Origin of the sequence: Leptotrichia sp. oral taxon 223 (genome assembly GCF_013394795.1) — a bacterium.
Lineage (GTDB): Bacteria > Fusobacteriota > Fusobacteriia > Fusobacteriales > Leptotrichiaceae > Leptotrichia.
Genome location: NZ_JABXYU010000001.1, coordinates 1036333 through 1058087, shown reverse-complemented (window position 1 = coordinate 1058087; position 21755 = coordinate 1036333). Strand labels below are relative to the sequence as shown.

The following is a 21755-nucleotide window of genomic DNA, read 5'->3' as shown; positions in this document are numbered from 1 at the left end:
ATAGCAAGAAAAAAAACCAATTTCAATAAGAAAATTAACTTTGTGTTTAATTATATAATGCTGCTGTATTATTTTTTTTCTTGAAAAAACCTAAAAAATCTAGTAAAATGTATTTAGTAAGAAAGGTATATTTTAGTCAAAATATAATAATTTTTATTTTTTTATAATTTTTTTTAAATTTTAGGGCATAAAATTATAAAAAAGAGATTTGTAAAATTAAGGAGAAGAAAAATTATGAAAAAATTACGTATTTTAAGCACAATGATGCTGTCAGCAACTGCTGCAATGGCTCAAGAAATTAAAATAAGTGGAGGCTGGGACTTTGACAGGGCATATAAAAATGATTTGACCAAACATCAGAAAGGGCTTTCAAATGTCAATTATGACTACAAATTCAAAAATGGCCCTGTTGCAGGAATCGAATGGCTGTTTGATAATCAGGGAAGAATTGAGCTAGGAATCGGTGCGGAACATAAATTTTCTGTAAAATCTTCGGCGTTAAAAGATAAAAATGAGATGAAAATGTATGAAATAACACCGATGTATCTGACTGGTAAGTATAATTTAATAACTTCTAAAGCGGGAAATGATTTGCTCTATATTATTGGAAGAGGAGGATATGCTTATGCTAAAGCCGGGAAGGACAACAAAGAAGATTTAAAGGATAAAAATTTTCGTGGCGGACTTTATTATGCAGGAGGTTTAGGTACTCAAGTCGGCCCTATTTCTATTGAAGCTTTGTATGAAAGATCAAATTTGCGGTACGATAAAGTAAATTTAGGTAACATAAACAGAAACAATATAAGTACCATAAATAATTTTAAAAAAACTAAAGATAACATAAATACGATTGGCGTAAGAATAGGATACAGTATTGGAAACATAAAAAATTTACCAAAGAAAAAGAATAAAACTGTGCCTTTTGATCCTTTCAGGACAGATATTTTTGCTAAAACGGGAGATATGCAATATACTACTGATAAAATTCAAAAAAGAAAATGGAATGGTGGAGAGCTTAGAATAAATGCAGGATATAATTTCAAAAACAGATACAATGTCCAGCCAGAGCAATTTTGGGGAACAGGAATGAAAAATAATAAATGGCAGTCTGCAAAATCAGATTTTGATATTAAAAAAATGCCTGTTGTCGGATTGGAGTATTTATTTGATAATCAGGGAGTTGTTGAGCTGGGGCTGGGTGTAGAGCAAAAATTCCTTGATATTACTGCCTTTTTTAATGATAAAGAGCAAAAACACGTTTTAAGAACCTATCCCGCTTATGCTACAACAAAGATTAACTTAGTAAACAGCAAGGGAAATAATCTTGTTTATGCCGTTGGACGGATAGGATATGTGCATGGTGAAATAAAGGAGGAAAATTTTAACAGGAAAGATCTTCATGGCGGACTTTATTATGCTGGAGGATTAGGTACGGAATTAGGGCCAGTTTCTATAGAAGCTCTTTATGAAAGGGCAAATTTTAAATATCAGCCGAAAGATATAGTCAATCCTATCAAAACTAAAGGTAAAATCGATACATTCGGTATAAGAGTGGGATACAGAATAGGAAGCATTAAAAATAAGCCAAAAATAAAAGAAGTTAGAACAGCAGCCTATGGTTACAATGATATACCAGAAGAAGACAGGATAGACATAGCTGGCAATCTGAACAAAACAAATAAAAAAATTTCAACTTTAAAAAAGAACACTGCAAAAAATAAAAAATATATTGAAGATGAAATAAGAGAAGCAAGGGCGGCGGCTTATACCTATTATGATATACCGGAAGAAGACAGAATAGATATAGCTGCTAATCTAAAAGAAAACAGCAACAAGGTTTCGACTTTAAGAACCAATGCTGTAAAAAATAATAGATATTCTGAAGATGAAATAAAAAAAGATAACAACAAAACTATATCTGAAAAGGATGCTATAGATATAATCAATAATTTAAATTTCGATAGATTATAAAATTATGTTTATTAATTTTATAAAGTATTTTAGATATATAAGGAGAAAAAATTAAGTATATGTTGAAAAAGTGCTGAAAAATTCAGGCTTTTTTGGCTTTTATAAATGACAATTTTAGAAAGGAGATACAGAATGAAAAGATTTATAGTTGAGGTTTTGCTCTTTATTTTTACAAGTTTTTCAATAATGGCTGAAAATGCAGGAAATGTAACGTCTTCAGCAAGTGAAATAAAAAATAACAGCGAAATATTATTAAAATGTTCAAATATGGCAGGAGAAACTGCACAGGGAATGGGAACAGCTGTAAATAATGGCAATAATATATTTTTAAAATGTCTAAATTCTGAAAACAGCAGTGAGAATCTGATTGGAACAAATAAAGTTAATTCCAAAGATATACTGCTGGAATGCTTAAATACAAGTGAAAATACAGCAGGTGAAGCAGAAAAAAATGGAAATTCTGATGAAAAAATACTGAAATGTTCAAATATAGTTAGAATAATTAATGCAAATGAATTATTTCAAACGGATAAAACTGGAAGCATTAAGGGAATACAGCTGAAATGTTCAAATACAGTAAAAAATGTAAATAAAGCTGAAATACCGTTATCAGACAGTGGCGGTTCAAATGATATAATATTAAAATGTTCCAGTGTATCTGAAAATCTGCCAAAAAATGAAACAGCGATAAATAACGGCGGAACAGCTAATTCAAATGAAATAACTTTAAAATGTTCAAATATAGTTAGAGTTGTTGACGGGAATAAAGTATTTCCAGATAATCCAGAAAATAGCGATGCGGTAATATTGAACTGTTCAGATACAGCGGAAAAAGCCGGTAATATTATTGGAAATATAGGACAGCCAAAAGGAAATATAGGATCTTTAGGAGGCAATATAGGAGGGAAAGTTCCTGTTGGGCCTATTATCGGCGGAGTAGCGGGAGCTTCTGCTGTCGGAGCAATTGTTGGCGGAATTGGACACCACGGTGGAGGTGGAAGTGGCAGTTCTAGGCCTCCAAAAGCTGGAGGTGGAAAAGACGGTAATTCTAAGCCTCCAAAAGCTGGTGGCGGAAAAGATGATGCCTCCAATCCTAAAAAGCAGAAGAAAGACGATTCAAAAATACATAATGTGAGAGGAATTGGAATACAACCTGTTAATCCATTTTGGAGAAGTAATCTTCAAGAAGCGGAAGACTCTTATTCAAAAGCAGCAAGAGTGGGATTTCAATGGGTAAGAATCACAGCTTCGTGGAATAGAATTCAATCTCAGAAAAATGGAGGATATGACTGGCAGGATGTAGATGACGCCATTGCTCTTGCAAGAAAATATAACTTAAAAGTTTTAATGCAGATAAGTGGTGCTCCAGAATGGGCGACAGGAGCGGACAGTCTTTCAGCTGCTCAAAAAAATGCATTAAATGCAAGAAAAATGTGGGTTGCTTCGTTTGCACCGCTTCCACAGTATAATAATGAGTTCTCAAATTTTGTAAGCGCATTAGTAAAAAGATATGCTCCAAAGGGAGTAATAGACTATGAATTTTGGAATGAACCAGGAAATCCAGAATTTTGGCATGACACTATTCAAAATCCTAGACCGAATCCTGAACATTATACTGATTTACTAAAAATAGCGTATACAGCAGCACATGATGCTCATAATGATGTAAATGTTATGGCGGGTGGAATGACGGTAGGTGCTAGTAATAGTGCAACAGGATATGTTGGACCTATGGAATTTTTAGAAAGAATGTATAGAGCTGGTGCAAAAGGCTATTTTGATGGTTTGTCGCACCATCCTTACGGGATTTATGCCAGAACTTTTCGAGATAATGGATGGGCAAACATGATAGGCGACGTTGTAGCACCTGGAGGAGGAGAAAAAACATTATATCAGATAATGTCAGAACACGGTGATGGAAATAAAAAAATATGGATAACAGAAGTAGGAATAGATGCTGCTTACTCTGGTGTTGAAGAAACAAAACAAGCTAATGTGATAAGTAAAATTTTAGATCAATATCAAAAATCAAATATATATGGACCTCTTATTTTTTATCAGGCAAAAGACAGAAAACCTTACATTACTTCAGGAATATTAGATAGGGACAGTAATGGCGATGGCTGGCTTGACGTAAATATTGATACAAATGGAGATGGCGTTCCTGATGCGAACATTGATACTGATCATAATGGACGTCCTGATATACTGGATGCAGCAGATCCTGAAAATTATTTTGGAATTTGGAAATCAGATGGCACTGAAAAAAAAGCAGTGGATGTAATCCGAAGATTCATTAATAATAATCATCCAGCACCAGCACCTACTCCAGCTCCACTTACAAATGGATGTGATAGTGCAACTGATGCTTCAGGACAATGGAAGAGTGTAAAATGTTGGGAATTTAAAGACAGAAATATTCCTTCTGACTGGGTAGGTAAAAGAATTATCAATCATTTGGATAGCCATTTGACTTATTTGCCAAGCAGTATCAGTTTAGATGGTGATCACGCAATACTTACTACGCGACGTCATTGTGTTAACAGAAAAGGTGATCCTTTAACCGATGCAAATGCCACTACAGGTGTATGTCCTGCAGGTAAAGTTACTCAATATTCAAGTGGTAGACTAGAATCTGGTAATATTGTGGATGCCTCTAAACCATTCCGTGCAGAAATACGAGCTAAAATGAATTGGAATCATTTGCAAGGAATGCGTACAGCTCTTTGGATGCAGAAACAGCGAAACGATGTGGACACACCTGCCTGCAAAGTTCCTGGTGGAAATGCTCCCTATGGTTCACTATTGATTTTGGAATGGTTTGCGTCTACACCTGATTATGGATGGCCTGCATCTAACATCAGCTGTTATTATAGCCAAACTAATCATGAATGGACTCCTCGTGGATTTACGCATCGTTTAGAAAACCGTGTTGGTTCGGGTTCTAAACCGTTAACAGATGAATGGCACGTTTGGACAATTGAGTATGATGGAACCAAAGTACGTTATTATATGGATGGAAGATTGGCTCCTGTAGTTCATTATCGTATTCAAGATGCTAGACGTATCAGTGTAGTTGACAGTACTCGATACGATCAGTATGGAAGTTATCTTTCAACTATGCCAGATGAAGATTATAGTAAGTTAAATATTCCTTCTTCTTTGGTTAAACAAGGATTCGAAAATGATAGATGGCATTTCATTATTAATGACTATGTAGAATGGGAACCTGGCTTAAATCCGCCTTCTGATGCAGCTCCATTCCCAGTTCAAACCACAGAGATTGATTATGTGCGTTTGTATCAAAAATAGTGATGCCACTCTATTTCGGGTTGCTTAAACGTGCTTGATTTCATGTACTTTTAGGCAACTTGAAGATCAGCTTAAATTGCTAATGATGTATACAGGATGGCGATGGCTAGAGTAAATAAAGTAAGAAAAATATCATTAGTAAAAAAAATACATGTATATACAAAAATAAAACTTTACAAATTAAAATTTTTATAGTATAATATTTTTACATACAAATATAATTAAGAAAGAGAGTTATAAAAATGAAAAATATTATGAAAAAAATAGACATGATGATGTGTATGAATTTGTAGAGTTTATTTTAAAATTAACTGAAAAATAGTTTTAGATGTAAGCTCATTTTAAAGTGAATAAATTGAAAAAATGAGATTGCATGCCAGAAAGCCGGATAATCTTATTCGGCTTTTTTCTTTACAAGATAAATTTTTTAATAGGATTTAGTATAAATTAATATAAATAAAAAATATAAAAATTTTGGGAGGAAAAACATGAGAAAAATTTTGAAAATAACAGGAATTTTATTACTAGGACTGATTCTTATCAGCTGTGGTGGAAAGCAGGAAAACGGTAAAAGTGGGAACGATGAAAGAAAACAAAAAGTGAAAGTTGGAACAGAAGGAGTTTATGCACCGTTTACGTTTACTGATGGAAGTGGCAAATTAACTGGATACGATGTGGAAGTTGTGGAAGAAATTGGGAAAAGAGCAAATTTAGATATAGAGTTTGTGCCTACACCTTGGGATAGTATGTTTTTAGGACTGGAATCGAAAAAATTTGACTTTATTGCAAATGAAATTGCTAAAAATCCTGAAAGAGAGAAAAAATATACTTTCTCTGATGATTATTTAGTATCAGCTGCTCAAATTATCGTTAAAAAAGGAAGAACTGATATTAAGACACTTGAGGATTTAAAAGGTAAAAAGGTTATGACTGGAGTAGGAAGCAATTATAACAAGACTTTGACTGATTTTGACAAAAATAAGGAAATAAATTATGCTTATTTTGATGGAAATGTTTCAATTGCGCTTGAGGAAATTGCACAAGGAAAAGCAGATGCTACTTTAAATGACAGATTGACAGTAGGATATTTCACAAAACAAAGAGGAAATCTTGTAGAAATCGTAGGAGAGCCTGTAACGAAAACACCTGTATATTTCACATTTAGAAAAGATAGCGAAGAATTGAAAAATAAAGTAAATAAAGCACTAGCTGAAATGAAAGCTGATGGAACGCTTGCCAAAATATCAGAAAAATGGTTTGGTGGAGATTATACAAAATAATTTATAAACAGGAGAAAAGTAATGAATAATAATGTACCTTTTTTAAACTGGGGATTTATGGTAAGAGCTATTCCAGAAATACTGAAAGCATTGCCGATGACTTTGAATATTGCAATTGTTACGATGATATTTTCACTAATACTTAGTTTTTTTATCGCACTTGTGAGAATAAATAAAATTCCTGTGCTGACAAGGCTTGCTACAATTTATGTGTCCTTTATAAGAGGGACACCTCTTTTAGTTCAAATTTACCTTGCCTATTATGGATTGCCTAAAATATTAGATTATATACATTTAAAGTATGGATTTAATATAGATGTGAATAATATTCCTGCGATTATCTTTGTTTACGTGGCATTTATTTTAAACATATCAGGTTATCTGTCGGAAACATTCAGGGCGGCAATTCAGTCGGTGGATAAAGGGCAAGTTGAAGCTGCATTGTCTATTGGAATGACAAAATGGCAGGCAATGAGAAGAATTGTGCTTCCACAGGCGATTATAATAACTTTTCCTAATTTTGGAAATACTTTTATAAGTCTGATAAAGGATTCCTCACTTGCTTTTACAGTTTCAATTGTGGAAATGATGGGAAAAGCAAAAATAATATCAGCTTCAGGACTGGACATTTTTGAGGCATATATCGTTGTCGCTGGAATTTACTGGGTTGTTTGCATAATTGTGGAAAAAGTCATGGGAATTGTGGAAAAGAAATTGAGAGTAGGTGGACTGTAGAATGATAAAGGTTGAAAATCTAAAATTGTCTTTTGGAAAAAACGAAGTTTTGAAAGGAATAAACTTTAAAATAGAAAAAGGACAGGTAATAAGCATTATAGGACCGAGTGGATCTGGAAAATCAACATTTTTACGAAGCCTTAACTTTCTTGAAACAGCTTCATCGGGAACAATAACTTTTGGAAATGAAACTTTTGACTTGAGCAAAATAAATAAAAAAGATATAAACAGGCTTAGAAAAAATACGACAATGGTTTTTCAGAATTATAATTTATTCAAAAACAAAACTGCTTTGGAAAATGTAATTGAAGGTCTTTTAATTATAAAAAAAATAAATAGAGACGAAGCGATAGAAATCGGATTGAAAATGCTTGAAAAAGTGGGGTTAAAAGATAAAGCCGAATTTTATCCAAATCAGCTTTCTGGAGGGCAGCAGCAAAGAGTGGGAATCGCAAGGGCGGCTGCAATGAGTCCAGAAGTAATTTTACTTGATGAGCCAACTTCGGCACTTGATCCTGAACTTATCGGAGAAGTTCTGAAAGTTATAAAGGATATGGTAAAAGAAAATATGACAATGATAATTGTTACCCATGAAATGCAGTTTGCAAGGGAGGTTTCAGATTATATAGTATTTATGGATGCTGGAACAATTATAATAGAAGGGAAGCCAGAAGAAATTTTTAAAAATTCTGGAAGTGAAAGATTGCAAAACTTCCTAAGAAGATACTATGAGAATGAAACGGATGTTTATTCAATATGAATATTTAAACATGTTTAAAGCAAAGCGAATAAAAATTATATAAACTTAGGATTTGATTATCCAGATACATCGGATAGTTTCAAAATCTAGAAAGATAGCAAGAGGTATTACATAACACGGTATACTGATGAAATCATCTGAACAAGATAGTTCTGGTTCAGTAAAAGAAGAAAAAGTAAGATTAAAGATGGAAAAGAAAGTATTTCTTAGAGAAGTGGGAGATGATACAGATTTGCCTATGCTTATGACACAAAACTTAAAAAAGTAGTAATTGTAAATCCGCACAATAAGTGTAGAACAATGGCTGTAGCTAATTAATTGCAATAATTTTAATTTTTTTAGATTTTTCAATTTTAAAATATAAAAATAATAATAAATACACAAAAATCAAATTTTTTTATGTTATAGTGTCAGTAAAGAAAAGCAAAAAAGGAGAATAAAAATGAAAAAATTAAAAGTGATTGGAATTACACTTATGCTGGCTATATCTATTACTGGAATGGCTGCAAATTTCAAAATGTTTAGAAAGAAAAAGAAAGATAGCGGTACTTCTACAGCAAAAACTGTTCCTGCTACAAGAAAGGCAAATCCTGCTTCAGTTTATTGTGAAAAACAAGGTGGAAAGTCCATTATTGTAAAAGGCAGCAAAGGTGAATACGGAGTTTGTCAATTAAGAGATGGAACAACTGTTGAAGAATGGGAATATTATAAACAACATAACACTCCACAAAGCCTCGAATCTGAAATAATCAAAGGGACACCAAATCCTGCTGCAAAATTCTGTGTAGATAAAGGTGGACAATCTGTTACTGTTAAAGATAGAAAAGGTAATGAAAGAGGTGTATGTAAATTTAAAAATGGTACACAAATTGACGAATGGGATTATTACAGACAAAACAATTAATAATCAAAGTTTAATTTAAATTTTATAATACTCTTTGTTAAAGATGGCAAATTTTTTGTTTGCCATTTTTTGTTGCTAATATTTTAGAAAAAGTATCAATATTTTAAGAAAATATGATAAAATTGATATAAAAAATGCTTATATTTTAAATATTTTTCTCATTTTATATGATATAATTATAATGAATGAAAAATTAATTTTAAACAAATAATATACAAAGGAGAAAAATACATATGAAAAAAATTTTGTTATTAATCAGCCTTATCACTGCTTTATCAAGCTGTGGTGGTGGTGGCGGAGGAGGTGGAAATAATTCAAGTTCACCAACGCCTTTACCTTCACCATCTAATCCAAGAGATGAAAGTGGTTCTCAAAATCCAAATAATCCAACTAATCCGAACCATTCTAGTAAAATACAACCTGGATCATCAAATAATGGTGGGAATCTATCACCACAAAATCCTCAAGATGTCAACTTTACTGGAAGAGGAGTAGATGTTGCTGTACTGGATAGTGATTTTTTATCATCAGATGTTCATACTAACCAATTGTATAATAAACAAAGTTATATTGATGAGATAATAGATAAAGAATTTAAAGATAGATTTGTTAAGGAACCAATGGCGAATACGACTTATTTAAGTAAAAACGATCATGGAATACTTGTTGCGACTATTTTGGGTGGAAATAGCGGGACTGGTGCAACAGGTGCAAAAATTCATGGTGTAAGTGTTAGTCAAGGAAGTGGATTTTATTTAGATGTAAATAAATATCAGGAACTTCAAAATAGAGGAATTAGAATATATAGCCATTCTTTTGGAACACAAGAAGGATTTAGGACATACAGTAATTATAAAGAGCCGTATAGAATATATTTAAGAAAACTTGGCGAAACGATTACTATACCAGAAAATGACAATAGAGTTGATGCCTTAACAAACTTTTATAGAAATGCAGTAAATCAAGGTTCATTATTTATATGGGCTGCTGGAAATAGAAAAGTTGGCGGGCAAACTATGGATGAAGTAAGTATTCAAGCAGGGTTACCTCATTACATTCCATCATTATATAAAGGATGGATTGCCGTAATGGGAGTACGTCCAGATGGAAGTGAATATAATCCTCATCTTCCGAGAGCAGGAGGGGCTAAATGGTGGACTGTAGCTGCAAGTGGAGAATGTGGATTGCCAGGATGTACAGAATATGGTTCATCTTTTGCTACTCCAAAAGTATCTGCAACAGCAGCCAAATTAAAAGAGAAATTTCCATGGATGACTGGACATGAAATACAGCAGACAATATTAACAACTGCAACAGATTTAGGTGATCCAGGAGTAGATACTAAATTTGGATGGGGACTTTTAAATGAAGAAAAAGCATTAAAAGGGCCTGCTGCATTTAGCAGTGAATTACTTGTTGGCGAATCTGCTGCAAGCCATGGTGCAAGAGGAGAATTTAATGCAAATATTGGAAATAATATAACTTCAAAATTTGAAAATGATATTACAGGTTTAGGTGGTTTAAAAAAATCTGGTAATGGTACATTAATATTGGCTGGAAATAATGATTATCAAGGTGCCACTACTATAGAAGGTGGAACTTTAGGAATACAAAAGGAAAATGGATCACCAATAACTATAAAATCAGGTGGGACTTTAGTAACTACTTCTACAACTGTAATAGGATTAAGAAATTATAGCGGAAATTTTTCGCCAGTAAATGTAAAAAATGAAGGTGGAACTTTAGAAAATAGAGGTTCTGGAGCAGTTATAACTGGAAACTATGAAGCAACTGCAGGTTCTGTGACAAAAGCTCAAATAGGATCAAAACTTATAGTAAAAGGAACTGTAAACTTAAATGGTGGTAATGCAACTTTACAGACATTAAGCAATGGAAGATATATTACCGCAAAACCTTTGTCTTCAACTGTAATTGAAGCTGAAAAAGGAATTAATGGAAGTTTTGATAAGGTGGAAACTCCTGAATTGATAAATGGGGCTGTGGAAACTGTCGATAATAAGGTAAATGTAAAATTAATCAGAAAAAATATGGTGGATTATGTAGAAAAAATAGCGGAATCTGACGAAATGCAAAAAACTACTGCACAAAACTTGGAAACTGCATTCCAAAAGTTAGATCAAAACATTGAAGATGGAACGGCTGGAAATGTAGCCCAATTTGAAAGAAAAGCCGCAAAACTTCAAGCACTTACTTCTTCAAACAGGGCAGCAGTTTTGGACAGTCTATCTGGACAAATTTACGCTTCTGCACAGGCACTTACATTCCAGCACTCACATACTGTAAACAAGGACTTGTCAAACAGATTGGTTATGCTGGGAACACTTGACAACGTCGGAGATAATTTTGGACTGTGGATTTCTGGATTTGGCGCTAATGGTAAGTTAAAACAGGATGGATACGGTAAAGGAGATACTAAAGTTGCTGGTGGACAAGTTGGAGTTGATAAGCAGTTTGGTGAAAACTTGATTTTAGGTACTGCGTTATCTTATTCAAAAGCTGACGTTAAATTTGACAGATATGGTGGAAAATCTGATGCAAACAACTTCGGAGTTTCACTATATGGAAGATTAGGCAACAAAAATGTTCCGTTCTACTTGCAAGGACGTTTTGGAATAGGATTTGTTGACAGTGATGTTGAAAGAGATATTATTTTAAGTAACAATGACTTTACAAGAGCAAAGATTAATCATAATGACAAAGTATATTCTGGATATTTGGAAACAGGATATGATATTAAAAATGGTAATGGCGACTTTGTTGTAACACCATTTGTGGGATTAACTCACGATACAGTTGTAAGAGGTTCATTCTCAGAAGAAAAGAGCCAGTTTGGATTGACTGCCGACAAGAAGAACTACAATCAGACAGCGGCATTACTTGGGCTTAGAATTGGAAAGGCTGTAAACTGGAACGGTGGAAGCAAGACTACATTCCAAGGTTACGTAACACATCAGAGAGCCTTCAATGATCAGGATTTGAGCTTTGATGCAAGATATACTGGACTACCAGGAGCAACATTCAAGGTAAAAGGTATAGGACTTTCCAAGAATAGAACTTGGGTAGGAGTTGGAGCATTGACAGAAGTAAATTCTGGATTTGGATGGTACGTAAACTATGACGGCTCTATTGACAGCGGAAAAGGTAAAGGAAATAACAATGTGTTTACGACTGGAGTTAGATTTAATTTTTAAATTATAGCTAGTCCACTTAAAATTATAAAAAATATGTAAAAAGCAATGGATTGGCTTAACTTCCTGCTCTCGTTTCAAACTGGAATTGCTATAATTTAAACAAATAAAAGAGGACTGACTTAAAAATTTAGGTACAGTCCTTGTTTTTATATTATTCTTTTATAAGATTGCAGGAAATATCTTTATCATCTCGATTAAGTAAGGCTTCATTGCCTTTTATGTGAATTTCAATTTTTCCGTTGCTGTATCGTGAACCACTTGCAGATACAACTTGATCCAATTGAAATTTGGCGTTTGATGCAACATCTACCAATTGAACCTTGTCGATTGTAATATAGTTTACAACATATTGCTTTCCGTCGCAGTTAAATTTTTGTGAAATAATAGCTTTCCGTCTGTCATTTATTACTGGATGTTTTCTTTTTATTTTTATTTGTCCATTTGCTGCAACTCCATTTAACGAACTTCCTAATAATAAAGCTCCTACTATTATTGTCATTAGTTTTCCAGTTAATTTCATAAAATTCCTACTTTCTTTTTAGGCATTGTGAACTCTTACCCCATATTTAAAATATTTTCTCCAATAAGGGCTTTTTAGCGAGGACATAACCACGCCTTTTGAAGACGAAGCATTTATAAACAGCGAATTTCCAACATAAACAGCTGTATGGCTTGTTCTATTTCCTGGTGTAAAGTAAACAATGTCCCCTGATTTCAAATTCTTTGCTGAAACTCTCGTACCTTTTTTTATCTGTTGCTGTGAAACTCTAGGAAGCTCCTTGTTAAAAGCTTCACGGTAAACTCTACGTGTTAAGGCTGAACAGTCAATTCCATTTTTAGAATCTCCGCCCAATGCGTATTTCGTACCTCTCCATCTGCTGTAAGATGTCAAAAGTTTTCTTTCAACGGCTGCCCTTTTTCTTTCCTGAGCAGTACCTGAAGCCATAGCTTTAGCATGTCTTTGCCGTAATTCCGTCATTTTTGTTTCAATAAGAGCGTTTTTATTATTTGACGAAATACCGTAAATTCCAGTATTGCTGCCGCTATGGCTTTTCTTATTATTTACAGGTTTGTGAGATGTTTTAAGCTTGCTAGTTTTTTTAGTTTTTGCTGTTTTTGCATGTAGATTTGAACCTACAAAAGCTGATAACATGCATACTGCTGTTAAAAACTTGTTTTTTCTCATATATTTTTTATTCCTTTCAAAATTAGTTTTTTATGTGGTATTTTTATGCATACTCGAACTTTTTTATATCGAACTATTAAAATTAAGTAATATTGAATTTAAATAGAATAGACATAACTTTTGAGTTCGGTTTTAAAGTAATTTGCTATGTATTAATTGTATCATTAATTTTGAAAAAAGTAAATTAATAAAAAATAAATTATTTTTGAAAAAACAAGAATCTTTTATAAATTATATTTTTTCAAATGTTAAAGTCTTTCTTTTATCTGTCGTTAACACTAAAGATGTTTTGTTTATTAATTCAATTTTTTTAGCATTCTGTAAAAGTTCTATGTATTGTCTTTCAGTTTTCATTAGACTGTCAGAACCAGCCATTTCTGTACTTCCAACAGTTCCTATTGTGATATTTCCCGCTGTTATTATATAATCAGAAAAATAACTGTTAATTCCTGAATTACCATTTATTTTATTTCCTGAAAATGAAATTGTAATTCCAATATTTCTTACGTCTTTTCCATTCATATTAACAAGCTTCCAATTTGTTCCAGATAGTTCTTTAGTTAAACGTGACAAGGAATTTTCATCTGACTGGTTACTTGAATTTGAACTTCTCTTAAAAGTCAAAGTATCACCGTTTCTATTTTTTAAAGTAAGCATGCTTTTACTGTAAGTTATTTTTGGAGAAGATTGCAAAATATCCAAGAATGCCATTTCAAAGTTCATTAATTCGTCAGAACCACCCATTAATGTTGTACTTATATCAGTTGACAAGGACTTGTTTCCAATTCGATAAGTCCCATTGTATCTGTTTATTCCTGAAAATCCACTTATCTTATTTCCTGAAAAACTAACTGTTATTTTAGAATTTCCTGGAATCTGTAAATTTAAACCATTCTGCTTAATTCCTGATAATTCCCATGAAGTACCATTTAAATTGACAGTTTGAGCTGCACTTAAAATAAAAGAATTAACCATAAACATTGTAAAAATTCCGATTAAGACAAATACTTTTTTCATTTTAAATACCTCTTTTCATTTTTGTTAATTAATAATATCACATTTACATTAAAGAAAAATGAGAAAATTTAAAAAATTATAGAAAATTTTTCAAAATTTTATAATCTTTTTTCTAAAATAAATATTGAAATAAAAACTAGAACAAAACCAACTATTTCAATAAAAGAAAATTTTAATCCAAAAATAATAACCGATAGTATTGCTGCAAGTACAGGCTCAAAGGCTGTTAAAATTCCTGCAAGGGAAGATGAGATGTAATTCAGGCTTGCAATGTAAATTAGGTAAGCTATGGAAGTTCCTAGAATTACGACAATTATCACTTGAATAATGGATTTTGTATTCACATTGCCTTCAATTTTCCAAATTGGATGAATAATATTTGAAATGATGCTTCCGATTATCATTCCCCAGCCAACTACCGTAATACTTCCATATTTTTTTAGAAGTTTTTTTGGGTATGTTGAATAGAAGGCTATCATAATAGCTGAAATAATTCCTAGTAATAATGCTTGTGCTGAAACTGATAAATTTGAAAAGTTTCCTTTTGTTGCAATAAATACGACTCCTAAAATTGTCATAAATAATAAGATGACTGTTGTAAAAGATGGTACTTTTTTATTTTTTATAGATTCATAAATAAATATAAAAAATGGAGCAATAAATTGTAAAATTGTAGCAAATGAAACATTACTTAACTCAATTGTCTTAAAATACGTATATTGAACCAGGTACATTCCTGCTGTTCCAAATAACATTATTCCAATGCAATCCTTTTTGTTTTTTAATGGCTTTAAGATAGATTTTTTTTCAATAAAAATAACAATTGCAAACAGCAATACCCCCGAAATCAATGTTCTTGTTGAAACAAGCCAATCTGATGAAAAATTAAATTTTTTAAAGAGAATTTCTCCAGAAATTCCTGAAACAGCCCATAGGCTGGAAGCTAAACTAGCCAATACCACTCCATGTAATTTTTTTTGTATTTGCATACACATATCTCCTTTTAGTTTAACTGGTAAATAGTTATATTATTTTTTTAGTACAAATATAGTAAAATCCATTTAAAAATGGAATTCTGTATCTTTAAAGCCTTAGATTTATTTAATTTGCTTTTTCTTCTTGAGAACTTTGAGCATATCTCAAAAAATAAAAATCAGACATAAAAAAAATGCCTTTCCAAGTAACTTGTAAAAGCACCTTTTTTATATTAACTTTAATTATTATCTTAAAGATTTAATTAATTCAAAGTTATCAAGAACTTGTTGCTCTCTAGCGATTTCTTTGTCTAATTGGTTTCTTAAGTTTTTGTATTCAGTAATTTTTGCTTTAAATTCTTTTCCGAAAATACTAGTATCTGCATTTGCTTCGATTTCAGCAATTCTTTCGTCAATTTTAGCTTGCATTGCTGTATAGTTGCTTAATCTTTGAGCTGCTGCGTTTGCTTGAGCTTCTTGTTCTTTGAATTTTGCATCTTCCATTTGTTGTAATTTGATTAATTGATTTTCCAAATTGTTTAAGCTGCTTTCAATTGATCCACCCGCAGGTTTAGCTGCCGCTTTTGTTTTTGGAGCTGCGAATGAAACGCTGCTTAATACTAAAACTCCTAATAATACTGCTAATTTCTTTTTCATTTTTTATACACGAGAACCAAATAAAATTTTTTGCATTTTATTTTTTATTTCCCGTATCTCCTTTCATTAATTTGATTTTGATTAATTACCTTTTAATGCTTCTATAGCTGCAAAGTTTTCAACTGTTGTGTTTAAAGATTTGATTTCTGAATCTAATGCTTTAACTACAGTCTTGTATTGTTTTGCTAACTCAGAATATTGAGCTTTAAATGCTTTTGAATCTGCTGCTGCTTCGATTTTAGCAATTCTTTCTTCAATTTGAGCTTTTTGAGCTTCTTTTTCTGCTAATTTGTTAGCTGCTGCTTCAGCATTTGCTTTTAATTTATTATACTCTTGATTTTCCATATTTACTAATCTTTCATATTCTGCTTCAAGTTGATTAAATCTACCAGTTACTGTTTGGTTTGCTGTTGTTTTTGAAGATTTTGAAGAAGCAGCTGAGAATGATAAAGCACTCAAAAGTACAAATAAAATTCCAACTTTTTTCATTATTTTGCCTCCTAAATTAGTTATTAGTTTTAATTATCTTTTATATTATATATCATTTGTTAATAATTGTCAATTTTTATTTAAAAATATCTCTTCTAAATGTAATTTATTACCTTCAAAAGAGACATTTTTAACTTTTATGTACTATTATTTAATGTTGATGTTGTAGAACGCTTTTTTACCTTCGTAAACAGCTTCTTCTGCCAAGTCATCTTCGATTCTTAATAATTGGTTATATTTAGCCATTCTGTCTGTTCTTGATGCAGATCCTGTTTTAATTTGTCCTGCGTTTGTAGCAACTGCGATGTCAGCAATTGTATCGTCTTCAGTTTCTCCTGATCTGTGAGATACTACTGCAGTATATCCAGCTTTTTTAGCCATTTCAATTGCATCTAAAGTTTCTGTTAAAGTACCGATTTGGTTTACTTTAATTAAGATTGAGTTGGCAATTCCTTTTTTTATTCCGTCTGCTAATCTTTGAGTGTTAGTAACGAACAAGTCATCTCCGACTAATTGAACGTCTTTACCAATTGCATCAGTTAATTTTTTGAATCCGTCCCAGTCATCTTCGGCAAGTCCATCTTCAATTGAAACAATTGGATATTTAGAAGTTAAGTGTTTGTACCATTCTATCATTTCATCAGAATTTCTTACAACTCCACCTTCTCTTTTGAAAGTATAAGTATAAGTTCCATCAGCATTTTGAGTTGCAAATTCTGATGAGGCGGCATCCATTGCGAATGTTACTTCTTCACCTAATTTATATCCAGCAGCTTCTACAGCTTGAGAAATTACATCTAAAGCTCCTTCAGTCCCGTTAATGTTAGATGGCGCATATCCACCTTCGTTTCCTACGTTAGTAGAATCTCCGTTTGCTTTTAAGATTTTTCCTAAGTGATGGAAGATTTCAGATCCCATTCTTAATGCTTCTTTATATGTTTTTGCTCCTACTGGCTGAACCATGAATTCTTGAACATCTACTGCTGAATCAGCGTGTGATCCACCGTTTAAGATGTTCATCATTGGCACTGGTAATTCTTTAGCGTTTACTCCACCTAAATATCTATATAAAGGTATACCTAACTGGTTAGCTGCTGCTTTTGCCACTGCCAGTGATACGCCTAAGATTGCGTTAGCCCCTAATTTACCTTTATTAGGTGTTCCGTCTAACTCAATCATAGCTTTATCAATAGCTACTTGATCTAAAGCATCAAATCCGATTAAGTGTTCAGCAATAACTTTGTTTACGTTTTCTACAGCTTGTAATACACCTTGTCCTAAATATCTGGATTTGTCACCATCTCTTAATTCAACTGCTTCGTGTACTCCAGTTGATGCTCCAGATGGTACAGAAGCTCTTCCCATTGCTCCACCTTCTAAGTAAACTTCAACTTCCACAGTTGGATTTCCCCTTGAATCAAGTATCTCTCTTGCATAGATATCTTCAATTCTAGTCATTTCTAATTACCTCCATAAATTTATTTAATTGTATATTTCTTGTGTTAATTATACCACAATGTTTGCTTATTTTCAAAACAAAATTTTTATTTTTTAAAAATTTTTTATCAAATTCCGTTAAGTTTACATAAATTTGCTGTTTTTTGTAATTTTTATTTAAAAAATCTAAATAAGCCAGACTTGGCTTTTATATTCTTGGATGTTGCAGGCTGTATAATAATATAGGTGTAGCCCATAATTCTGTAAACTTCTATCATTTTTTTACTATTGTATAAAAAAAGGCTTTTCTGTTTTTCTATTTTTTTCATTTTCTTGTTAGATAATTTATCCCGATTTTCTGAATATGCTTTTATGATTTGTCTATGCTCATCTTCTGTTGTTTTTGTGCTGAAAACCGAGGAAGTAACTTTATTGTCAGTTAAAGTGAAAGTAGCGGCAGTTCTTGATATGCCAATAGGATCTTCCACTTCTGAATAGTAAAAAATTGAATACCTTCCATCTTCCTTAGATTTTGGCAAAGGTGTTTTTTGTATTGCGTTTTGAAGCTCCTCCTTTGTCATTCCAAACTTTACTTTTTCTGTAATGCTTTCCCCATAACTTTTGCTTATATTATTACCAAACGCAAATGTCGAAAAAATCAACATCATTAAAATAAAAACTTTTTTCATAAAAACTCACTTTCTTATTTTTTTGCTTTTTCTAATTCTTTCAATAATTTCTCATGATTTTCTCCAAACAAATTATCCAATATTTTATAAAAGTCCTTATTTTCAACATTTGAATCAAAAGAATAATATTTATTTTTGTCATAAATTATAATCTTGCTTTTTGGATAATAGTCATTAATTACTACATTTTCATTTGGATTTTTCATCCCATTTATTATTTTCTTAATTATATTATTTTTTTGTTTGTAATCTTTTAAAACTAAAGCAACTTTGTTTGAATAGTTTTTTTCTTTATTTAAATAGGAAATACTGCAATTTAATTCTACGCATTCAAGATTCCATTCATAATATACTGAACTTGCTTCCCCCATAAAAGATTCCTTATGCTTAAAATCATAATTTTTATTAAAATCTATATTTTTAAAATCTTTTTTACTGTATTTTTTTCTGTCAGATTTCCCACAGGAAATAAACATCAAGATTAAGCATATAAATAAAAATCTTTTTTTCATATTCAATTTTCCTAACTACATCTCATTCAAATATTTATTTAAATAATCTGCATCCTTTGCAGTTGCTTTCTTTATTTCCTTAGAAATATAAGTGCTTTCCAACTTTTGCTTATTTTGTTCACGTAACTTTTTATTTGTAATTTCTTCATTAACCATCAAAGCGTTTAATAGCAGCAATGTTTCTTTCCGGCGGTTATATTCACGGACTTCATTTGATGCATTGGCATTTACGACGTTGTTTATGTATTCTGAAACTGCTTTTTCGATTTTGCCGTCGTTATAGTATTTTCTCACTTCTGCTAATGTGTAAGTCAAATTCATTGAATGAACTTCTTCATCTGTCATTCCAATCTGTCTTTTTACATCTTCACTTTTTAATAAATTTAAAACTTTCTTTATTTGAATCTGCCTATTATTTTCGTTTGCAATGTTAAATATTTTTACAATTTCCATAGCAGGAGTATTGTTATATTTTTTTTCTATTTCTTTGTAATAGCTGTCGCTTTTGTCTTTTTGCCCAGTTCCACGATAATACACCATTTTTGCAAATAATTTTTCATACTCGTAAGGAGTGTATTTTGTGAATAAATCCAAGTATTTTTCATAGTCTTTTCCGATTTTAGACTCATAAATTGTGATAATATCTTCTGATACAATGTAATTCCGCTCATCTTTTTTCAAGATGGCAAGAAGTTTATTCAATTTTTTGCCAATTACAGTTTCATCATTTTCAAAAGCCACAATATCTCTTATTTCATAATCAATTTTTTGCGTTTCATCAATTATTGACTGCTTTATCCCAATTTTTGAGAGATTTTCCTGAATTTGATCTTTTCTTGTGTAAGCAAAGCTCAGACTGCTCAATAGTAAAAATATTATTATTAATTTTTTCATAAGCTATTCTCCATTTTTGTATTTTTAATTTTAAAATTTTAATTTCTTTACATTGATTTAAAATTATAATCCGATTATTTCCCAGTTATTATGGCTCTTTCCTTCAATTACGCCATTTTTTACATTTCGGATATAATCAATCATCATATTCTGGATAGTTCCCTTTATATTTCCAATTGCTTCTTTAGATGCCCACAGTGCTGGAATTTTTTGCCCATCAAAAATACCGCCTTTTCTAGCCAGCTGTTCAAATCTGTAAGCGTTCATTCCAACTTTTAGTTTCATTTCAGGCGTTATTTTAGTTCCGTTGACTAGCATCAGATTGGTAATTTTATTGCCTTTTTCGTTTCTTAGATCAATTTTGTATTTCACTCCGCCAAAAATATCAAATGTTACATATTTTGCGTTGGAACGTTCTGGATTATAACGGTATTCAGTATCTCCAGGCTGAATTGTGTCAAAATAGTCGGCAGCCCATTCCATATAGTCTTTTAGCTGTCTTCCAGTCATTTCGTAAATTGTAACATCTCCGCCTGTGTAACGGTAGTTATAAACTATGTCTTTTCTCTTGATTTCCCCTTTATCCAGTTTTACAGTTTCATAATTATATGCAAATGAAACAACGTCGGCACCGCTGTAATAAAGCTCTACATCCGTTATGAACGAGGACATTCCTGTGTCTTTTCCAAATGCAGCCGATACGCCGTGATGTTTTTCCTCTGGAACCATATCATTTAACGTTTCACCAATTTTTTCATCTGCAATTACACAAAGCCTATGATGGAACGGTTTATAAATTTCTTCAATTTTTTTGTCAGATTTTTCATTTTTAACGGGAATAGTCGTAGAATCCTTGCTTATCAATTTTATGTTTTCGCCAATAACTTCAAATTTTAAGTCTACTTCTGAAATAACAGTTCCATATCTGTGAGGCTCTGTAATAAGAACTCCGTTAATTATTTCCTTTGGTATGTTCTGGTGCATATGTCCTGCGACAATCACATCAATTTCAGGCACAGCATTTGCCAAGTCCTTAACTCCAGTTTCAGGAATACCATTCTCATTTTCAATTCCCATATGAGCCACGACAACAATGGCATTTGCACCTTCTTCTTTCAGTTTTTTTATTTGTCTTTGAGTTTCTTTTACAGGTGATACAAAATAAAAATCGTTCAGATAGCCAGTATCTTCTTCAAACTGTGCTGACATTGGGGTAGATAGCCCGATAATCCCTATTTTTACGCCATCTTTTTCAATAATTGCAGCTGCATCCAGATATCTGCTTTTATCTTTTGAAAAATTAGTATCATTTTCAGCATTTTTGCGGTAATACAAATTGGCGGTTAATTTCTTGAATTTCATATCCCGCAAGATATTCGATAAAGTCGGCATTCCAAAGTTAAACTCATGATTTCCTGGAACAAAAATATCATAGCCCATGTAATTTAATATTTCTGGAATAGGATGTTTTGGTACCATTGCAAATTTTTCTATCCAGTTGTCCTGAATCGCATCCCCGACTTCAACCAAGATCACATTTTTATTTTTTTTCCTGATTTTTTTCACCAATGTCGAAATCTGTGCATAAGAACCTGACTTATCCTCTTCATCAGCCGCATAGTTCCATGCAAGTACCCTTCCATGAACATCGCTTGTTCCCAATATTTTTATACTTACTTCCTTTTTTTTAAAAGAAGTATTCGTATTTTTTGCTGTCATTTTATAT

General features: G+C 32.0%; 19 protein-coding genes. 8 read left to right on the top strand and 11 right to left on the bottom strand.

Going from position 1 to position 21755, the window contains the following annotated elements; translation table 11 throughout:
- The first annotated feature begins 234 nt into the window (after positions 1-234).
- The 8 genes from HW275_RS05195 (at position 235) to HW275_RS05160 (ending at position 12174) form a co-directional block, all read left to right on the top strand.
- Positions 235-1971 carry a hypothetical protein gene (locus HW275_RS05195; protein WP_178935555.1) on the top strand — a complete coding sequence of 579 codons (1737 nt, stop codon included), beginning with the start codon at positions 235-237 and terminating at the stop codon, positions 1969-1971.
- A gap of 132 nt (positions 1972-2103) precedes the next feature.
- Positions 2104-5283 (top strand): cellulase family glycosylhydrolase, encoded by a 3180-nt coding sequence (locus tag HW275_RS05190; RefSeq protein WP_178935554.1) that lies wholly within the window; start codon positions 2104-2106, stop codon positions 5281-5283.
- Between the two features lie 488 nt (positions 5284-5771).
- A complete protein-coding gene (locus HW275_RS05185; protein ID WP_178935553.1) occupies positions 5772-6563 on the top strand; it encodes a transporter substrate-binding domain-containing protein in 792 nt (263 codons plus the stop codon).
- A gap of 21 nt (positions 6564-6584) precedes the next feature.
- Complete coding sequence (locus HW275_RS05180) at positions 6585-7298, top strand: amino acid ABC transporter permease (protein ID WP_178935552.1); 714 nt, start codon at positions 6585-6587, stop codon at positions 7296-7298.
- 1 nt (position 7299) lies between these two features.
- Positions 7300-8058 (top strand): amino acid ABC transporter ATP-binding protein, encoded by a 759-nt coding sequence (locus HW275_RS05175; protein WP_178935551.1) that lies wholly within the window; start codon positions 7300-7302, stop codon positions 8056-8058.
- 127 nt (positions 8059-8185) lie between these two features.
- The gene (locus HW275_RS05170; RefSeq protein ID WP_178935550.1) at positions 8186-8326 is read left to right on the top strand and encodes a hypothetical protein; all 141 of its coding nucleotides are present in this window, start codon (positions 8186-8188) and stop codon (positions 8324-8326) included.
- Positions 8327-8500: 174 nt separating this feature from the next.
- Positions 8501-8962 (top strand): DUF333 domain-containing protein, encoded by a 462-nt coding sequence (locus HW275_RS05165; protein WP_178935549.1) that lies wholly within the window; start codon positions 8501-8503, stop codon positions 8960-8962.
- Positions 8963-9195: 233 nt separating this feature from the next.
- Positions 9196-12174, top strand: a complete 2979-nt coding sequence (locus tag HW275_RS05160; protein WP_178935548.1) for an autotransporter domain-containing protein — start codon at positions 9196-9198, stop codon at positions 12172-12174.
- 151 nt (positions 12175-12325) lie between these two features.
- Here the strand turns inward: HW275_RS05160 and HW275_RS05155 are convergent, their stop codons facing one another.
- The 11 genes from HW275_RS05155 to HW275_RS05105 form a co-directional block, all read right to left on the bottom strand.
- On the bottom strand, positions 12326-12673 hold the full coding sequence (locus HW275_RS05155; protein ID WP_178935547.1) for an MliC family protein: 348 nt from the start codon (positions 12671-12673) through the stop codon (positions 12326-12328).
- A 39-nt stretch (positions 12674-12712) separates the two neighbouring features.
- The gene (locus tag HW275_RS05150; protein WP_178935546.1) at positions 12713-13360 is read right to left on the bottom strand and encodes a C40 family peptidase; all 648 of its coding nucleotides are present in this window, start codon (positions 13358-13360) and stop codon (positions 12713-12715) included.
- A gap of 231 nt (positions 13361-13591) precedes the next feature.
- A complete protein-coding gene (locus HW275_RS05145; protein ID WP_178935545.1) occupies positions 13592-14377 on the bottom strand; it encodes an META domain-containing protein in 786 nt (261 codons plus the stop codon).
- A gap of 98 nt (positions 14378-14475) precedes the next feature.
- On the bottom strand, positions 14476-15366 hold the full coding sequence (locus HW275_RS05140) for a DMT family transporter (protein ID WP_178935544.1): 891 nt from the start codon (positions 15364-15366) through the stop codon (positions 14476-14478).
- A 231-nt stretch (positions 15367-15597) separates the two neighbouring features.
- Entirely contained in the window at positions 15598-16008 is a 411-nt protein-coding gene (locus HW275_RS05135) for an adhesion protein FadA (RefSeq protein ID WP_178935543.1), read from the bottom strand.
- A gap of 81 nt (positions 16009-16089) precedes the next feature.
- A complete protein-coding gene (locus HW275_RS05130) occupies positions 16090-16497 on the bottom strand; it encodes an adhesion protein FadA (protein ID WP_178935542.1) in 408 nt (135 codons plus the stop codon).
- A 147-nt stretch (positions 16498-16644) separates the two neighbouring features.
- Positions 16645-17955, bottom strand: a complete 1311-nt coding sequence (gene eno / locus HW275_RS05125; protein WP_178935541.1) for a phosphopyruvate hydratase — start codon at positions 17953-17955, stop codon at positions 16645-16647.
- A gap of 152 nt (positions 17956-18107) precedes the next feature.
- Complete coding sequence (locus HW275_RS05120; RefSeq protein ID WP_178935540.1) at positions 18108-18623, bottom strand: hypothetical protein; 516 nt, start codon at positions 18621-18623, stop codon at positions 18108-18110.
- A 14-nt stretch (positions 18624-18637) separates the two neighbouring features.
- Positions 18638-19135, bottom strand: coding sequence for a hypothetical protein (locus HW275_RS05115; protein WP_178935539.1), 498 nt, complete (start codon positions 19133-19135; stop codon positions 18638-18640).
- A 15-nt stretch (positions 19136-19150) separates the two neighbouring features.
- Positions 19151-20029, bottom strand: a complete 879-nt coding sequence (locus tag HW275_RS05110) for a hypothetical protein (protein ID WP_218975095.1) — start codon at positions 20027-20029, stop codon at positions 19151-19153.
- A 63-nt stretch (positions 20030-20092) separates the two neighbouring features.
- Positions 20093-21748, bottom strand: a complete 1656-nt coding sequence (locus tag HW275_RS05105; protein WP_178935538.1) for a bifunctional UDP-sugar hydrolase/5'-nucleotidase — start codon at positions 21746-21748, stop codon at positions 20093-20095.
- Between the last annotated feature and the right edge of the window lie 7 nt (positions 21749-21755).

Excerpts from the sequence above, each read along its gene's own strand:
- HW275_RS05195 (WP_178935555.1), top strand. The coding sequence starts at position 235 with ATGAAAAAATTACGTATTTTAAGCACAATGATGCTGTCAGCAACTGCT.
- HW275_RS05190 (WP_178935554.1), top strand. The coding sequence starts at position 2,104 with ATGAAAAGATTTATAGTTGAGGTTTTGCTCTTTATTTTTACAAGTTTT.
- HW275_RS05185 (WP_178935553.1), top strand. The coding sequence starts at position 5,772 with ATGAGAAAAATTTTGAAAATAACAGGAATTTTATTACTAGGACTGATT.
- HW275_RS05180 (WP_178935552.1), top strand. The coding sequence starts at position 6,585 with ATGAATAATAATGTACCTTTTTTAAACTGGGGATTTATGGTAAGAGCT.
- HW275_RS05175 (WP_178935551.1), top strand. The coding sequence starts at position 7,300 with ATGATAAAGGTTGAAAATCTAAAATTGTCTTTTGGAAAAAACGAAGTT.
- HW275_RS05170 (WP_178935550.1), top strand. The coding sequence starts at position 8,186 with ATGAAATCATCTGAACAAGATAGTTCTGGTTCAGTAAAAGAAGAAAAA.
- HW275_RS05165 (WP_178935549.1), top strand. The coding sequence starts at position 8,501 with ATGAAAAAATTAAAAGTGATTGGAATTACACTTATGCTGGCTATATCT.
- HW275_RS05160 (WP_178935548.1), top strand. The coding sequence starts at position 9,196 with ATGAAAAAAATTTTGTTATTAATCAGCCTTATCACTGCTTTATCAAGC.
- HW275_RS05155 (WP_178935547.1), bottom strand. The coding sequence starts at position 12,673 with ATGACAATAATAGTAGGAGCTTTATTATTAGGAAGTTCGTTAAATGGA.
- HW275_RS05150 (WP_178935546.1), bottom strand. The coding sequence starts at position 13,360 with ATGAGAAAAAACAAGTTTTTAACAGCAGTATGCATGTTATCAGCTTTT.
- HW275_RS05145 (WP_178935545.1), bottom strand. The coding sequence starts at position 14,377 with ATGAAAAAAGTATTTGTCTTAATCGGAATTTTTACAATGTTTATGGTT.
- HW275_RS05140 (WP_178935544.1), bottom strand. The coding sequence starts at position 15,366 with ATGCAAATACAAAAAAAATTACATGGAGTGGTATTGGCTAGTTTAGCT.
- HW275_RS05135 (WP_178935543.1), bottom strand. The coding sequence starts at position 16,008 with ATGAAAAAGAAATTAGCAGTATTATTAGGAGTTTTAGTATTAAGCAGC.
- HW275_RS05130 (WP_178935542.1), bottom strand. The coding sequence starts at position 16,497 with ATGAAAAAAGTTGGAATTTTATTTGTACTTTTGAGTGCTTTATCATTC.
- eno (WP_178935541.1), bottom strand. The coding sequence starts at position 17,955 with ATGACTAGAATTGAAGATATCTATGCAAGAGAGATACTTGATTCAAGG.
- HW275_RS05120 (WP_178935540.1), bottom strand. The coding sequence starts at position 18,623 with ATGAAAAAAGTTTTTATTTTAATGATGTTGATTTTTTCGACATTTGCG.
- HW275_RS05115 (WP_178935539.1), bottom strand. The coding sequence starts at position 19,135 with ATGAAAAAAAGATTTTTATTTATATGCTTAATCTTGATGTTTATTTCC.
- HW275_RS05110 (WP_218975095.1), bottom strand. The coding sequence starts at position 20,029 with ATGAAAAAATTAATAATAATATTTTTACTATTGAGCAGTCTGAGCTTT.
- HW275_RS05105 (WP_178935538.1), bottom strand. The coding sequence starts at position 21,748 with ATGACAGCAAAAAATACGAATACTTCTTTTAAAAAAAAGGAAGTAAGT.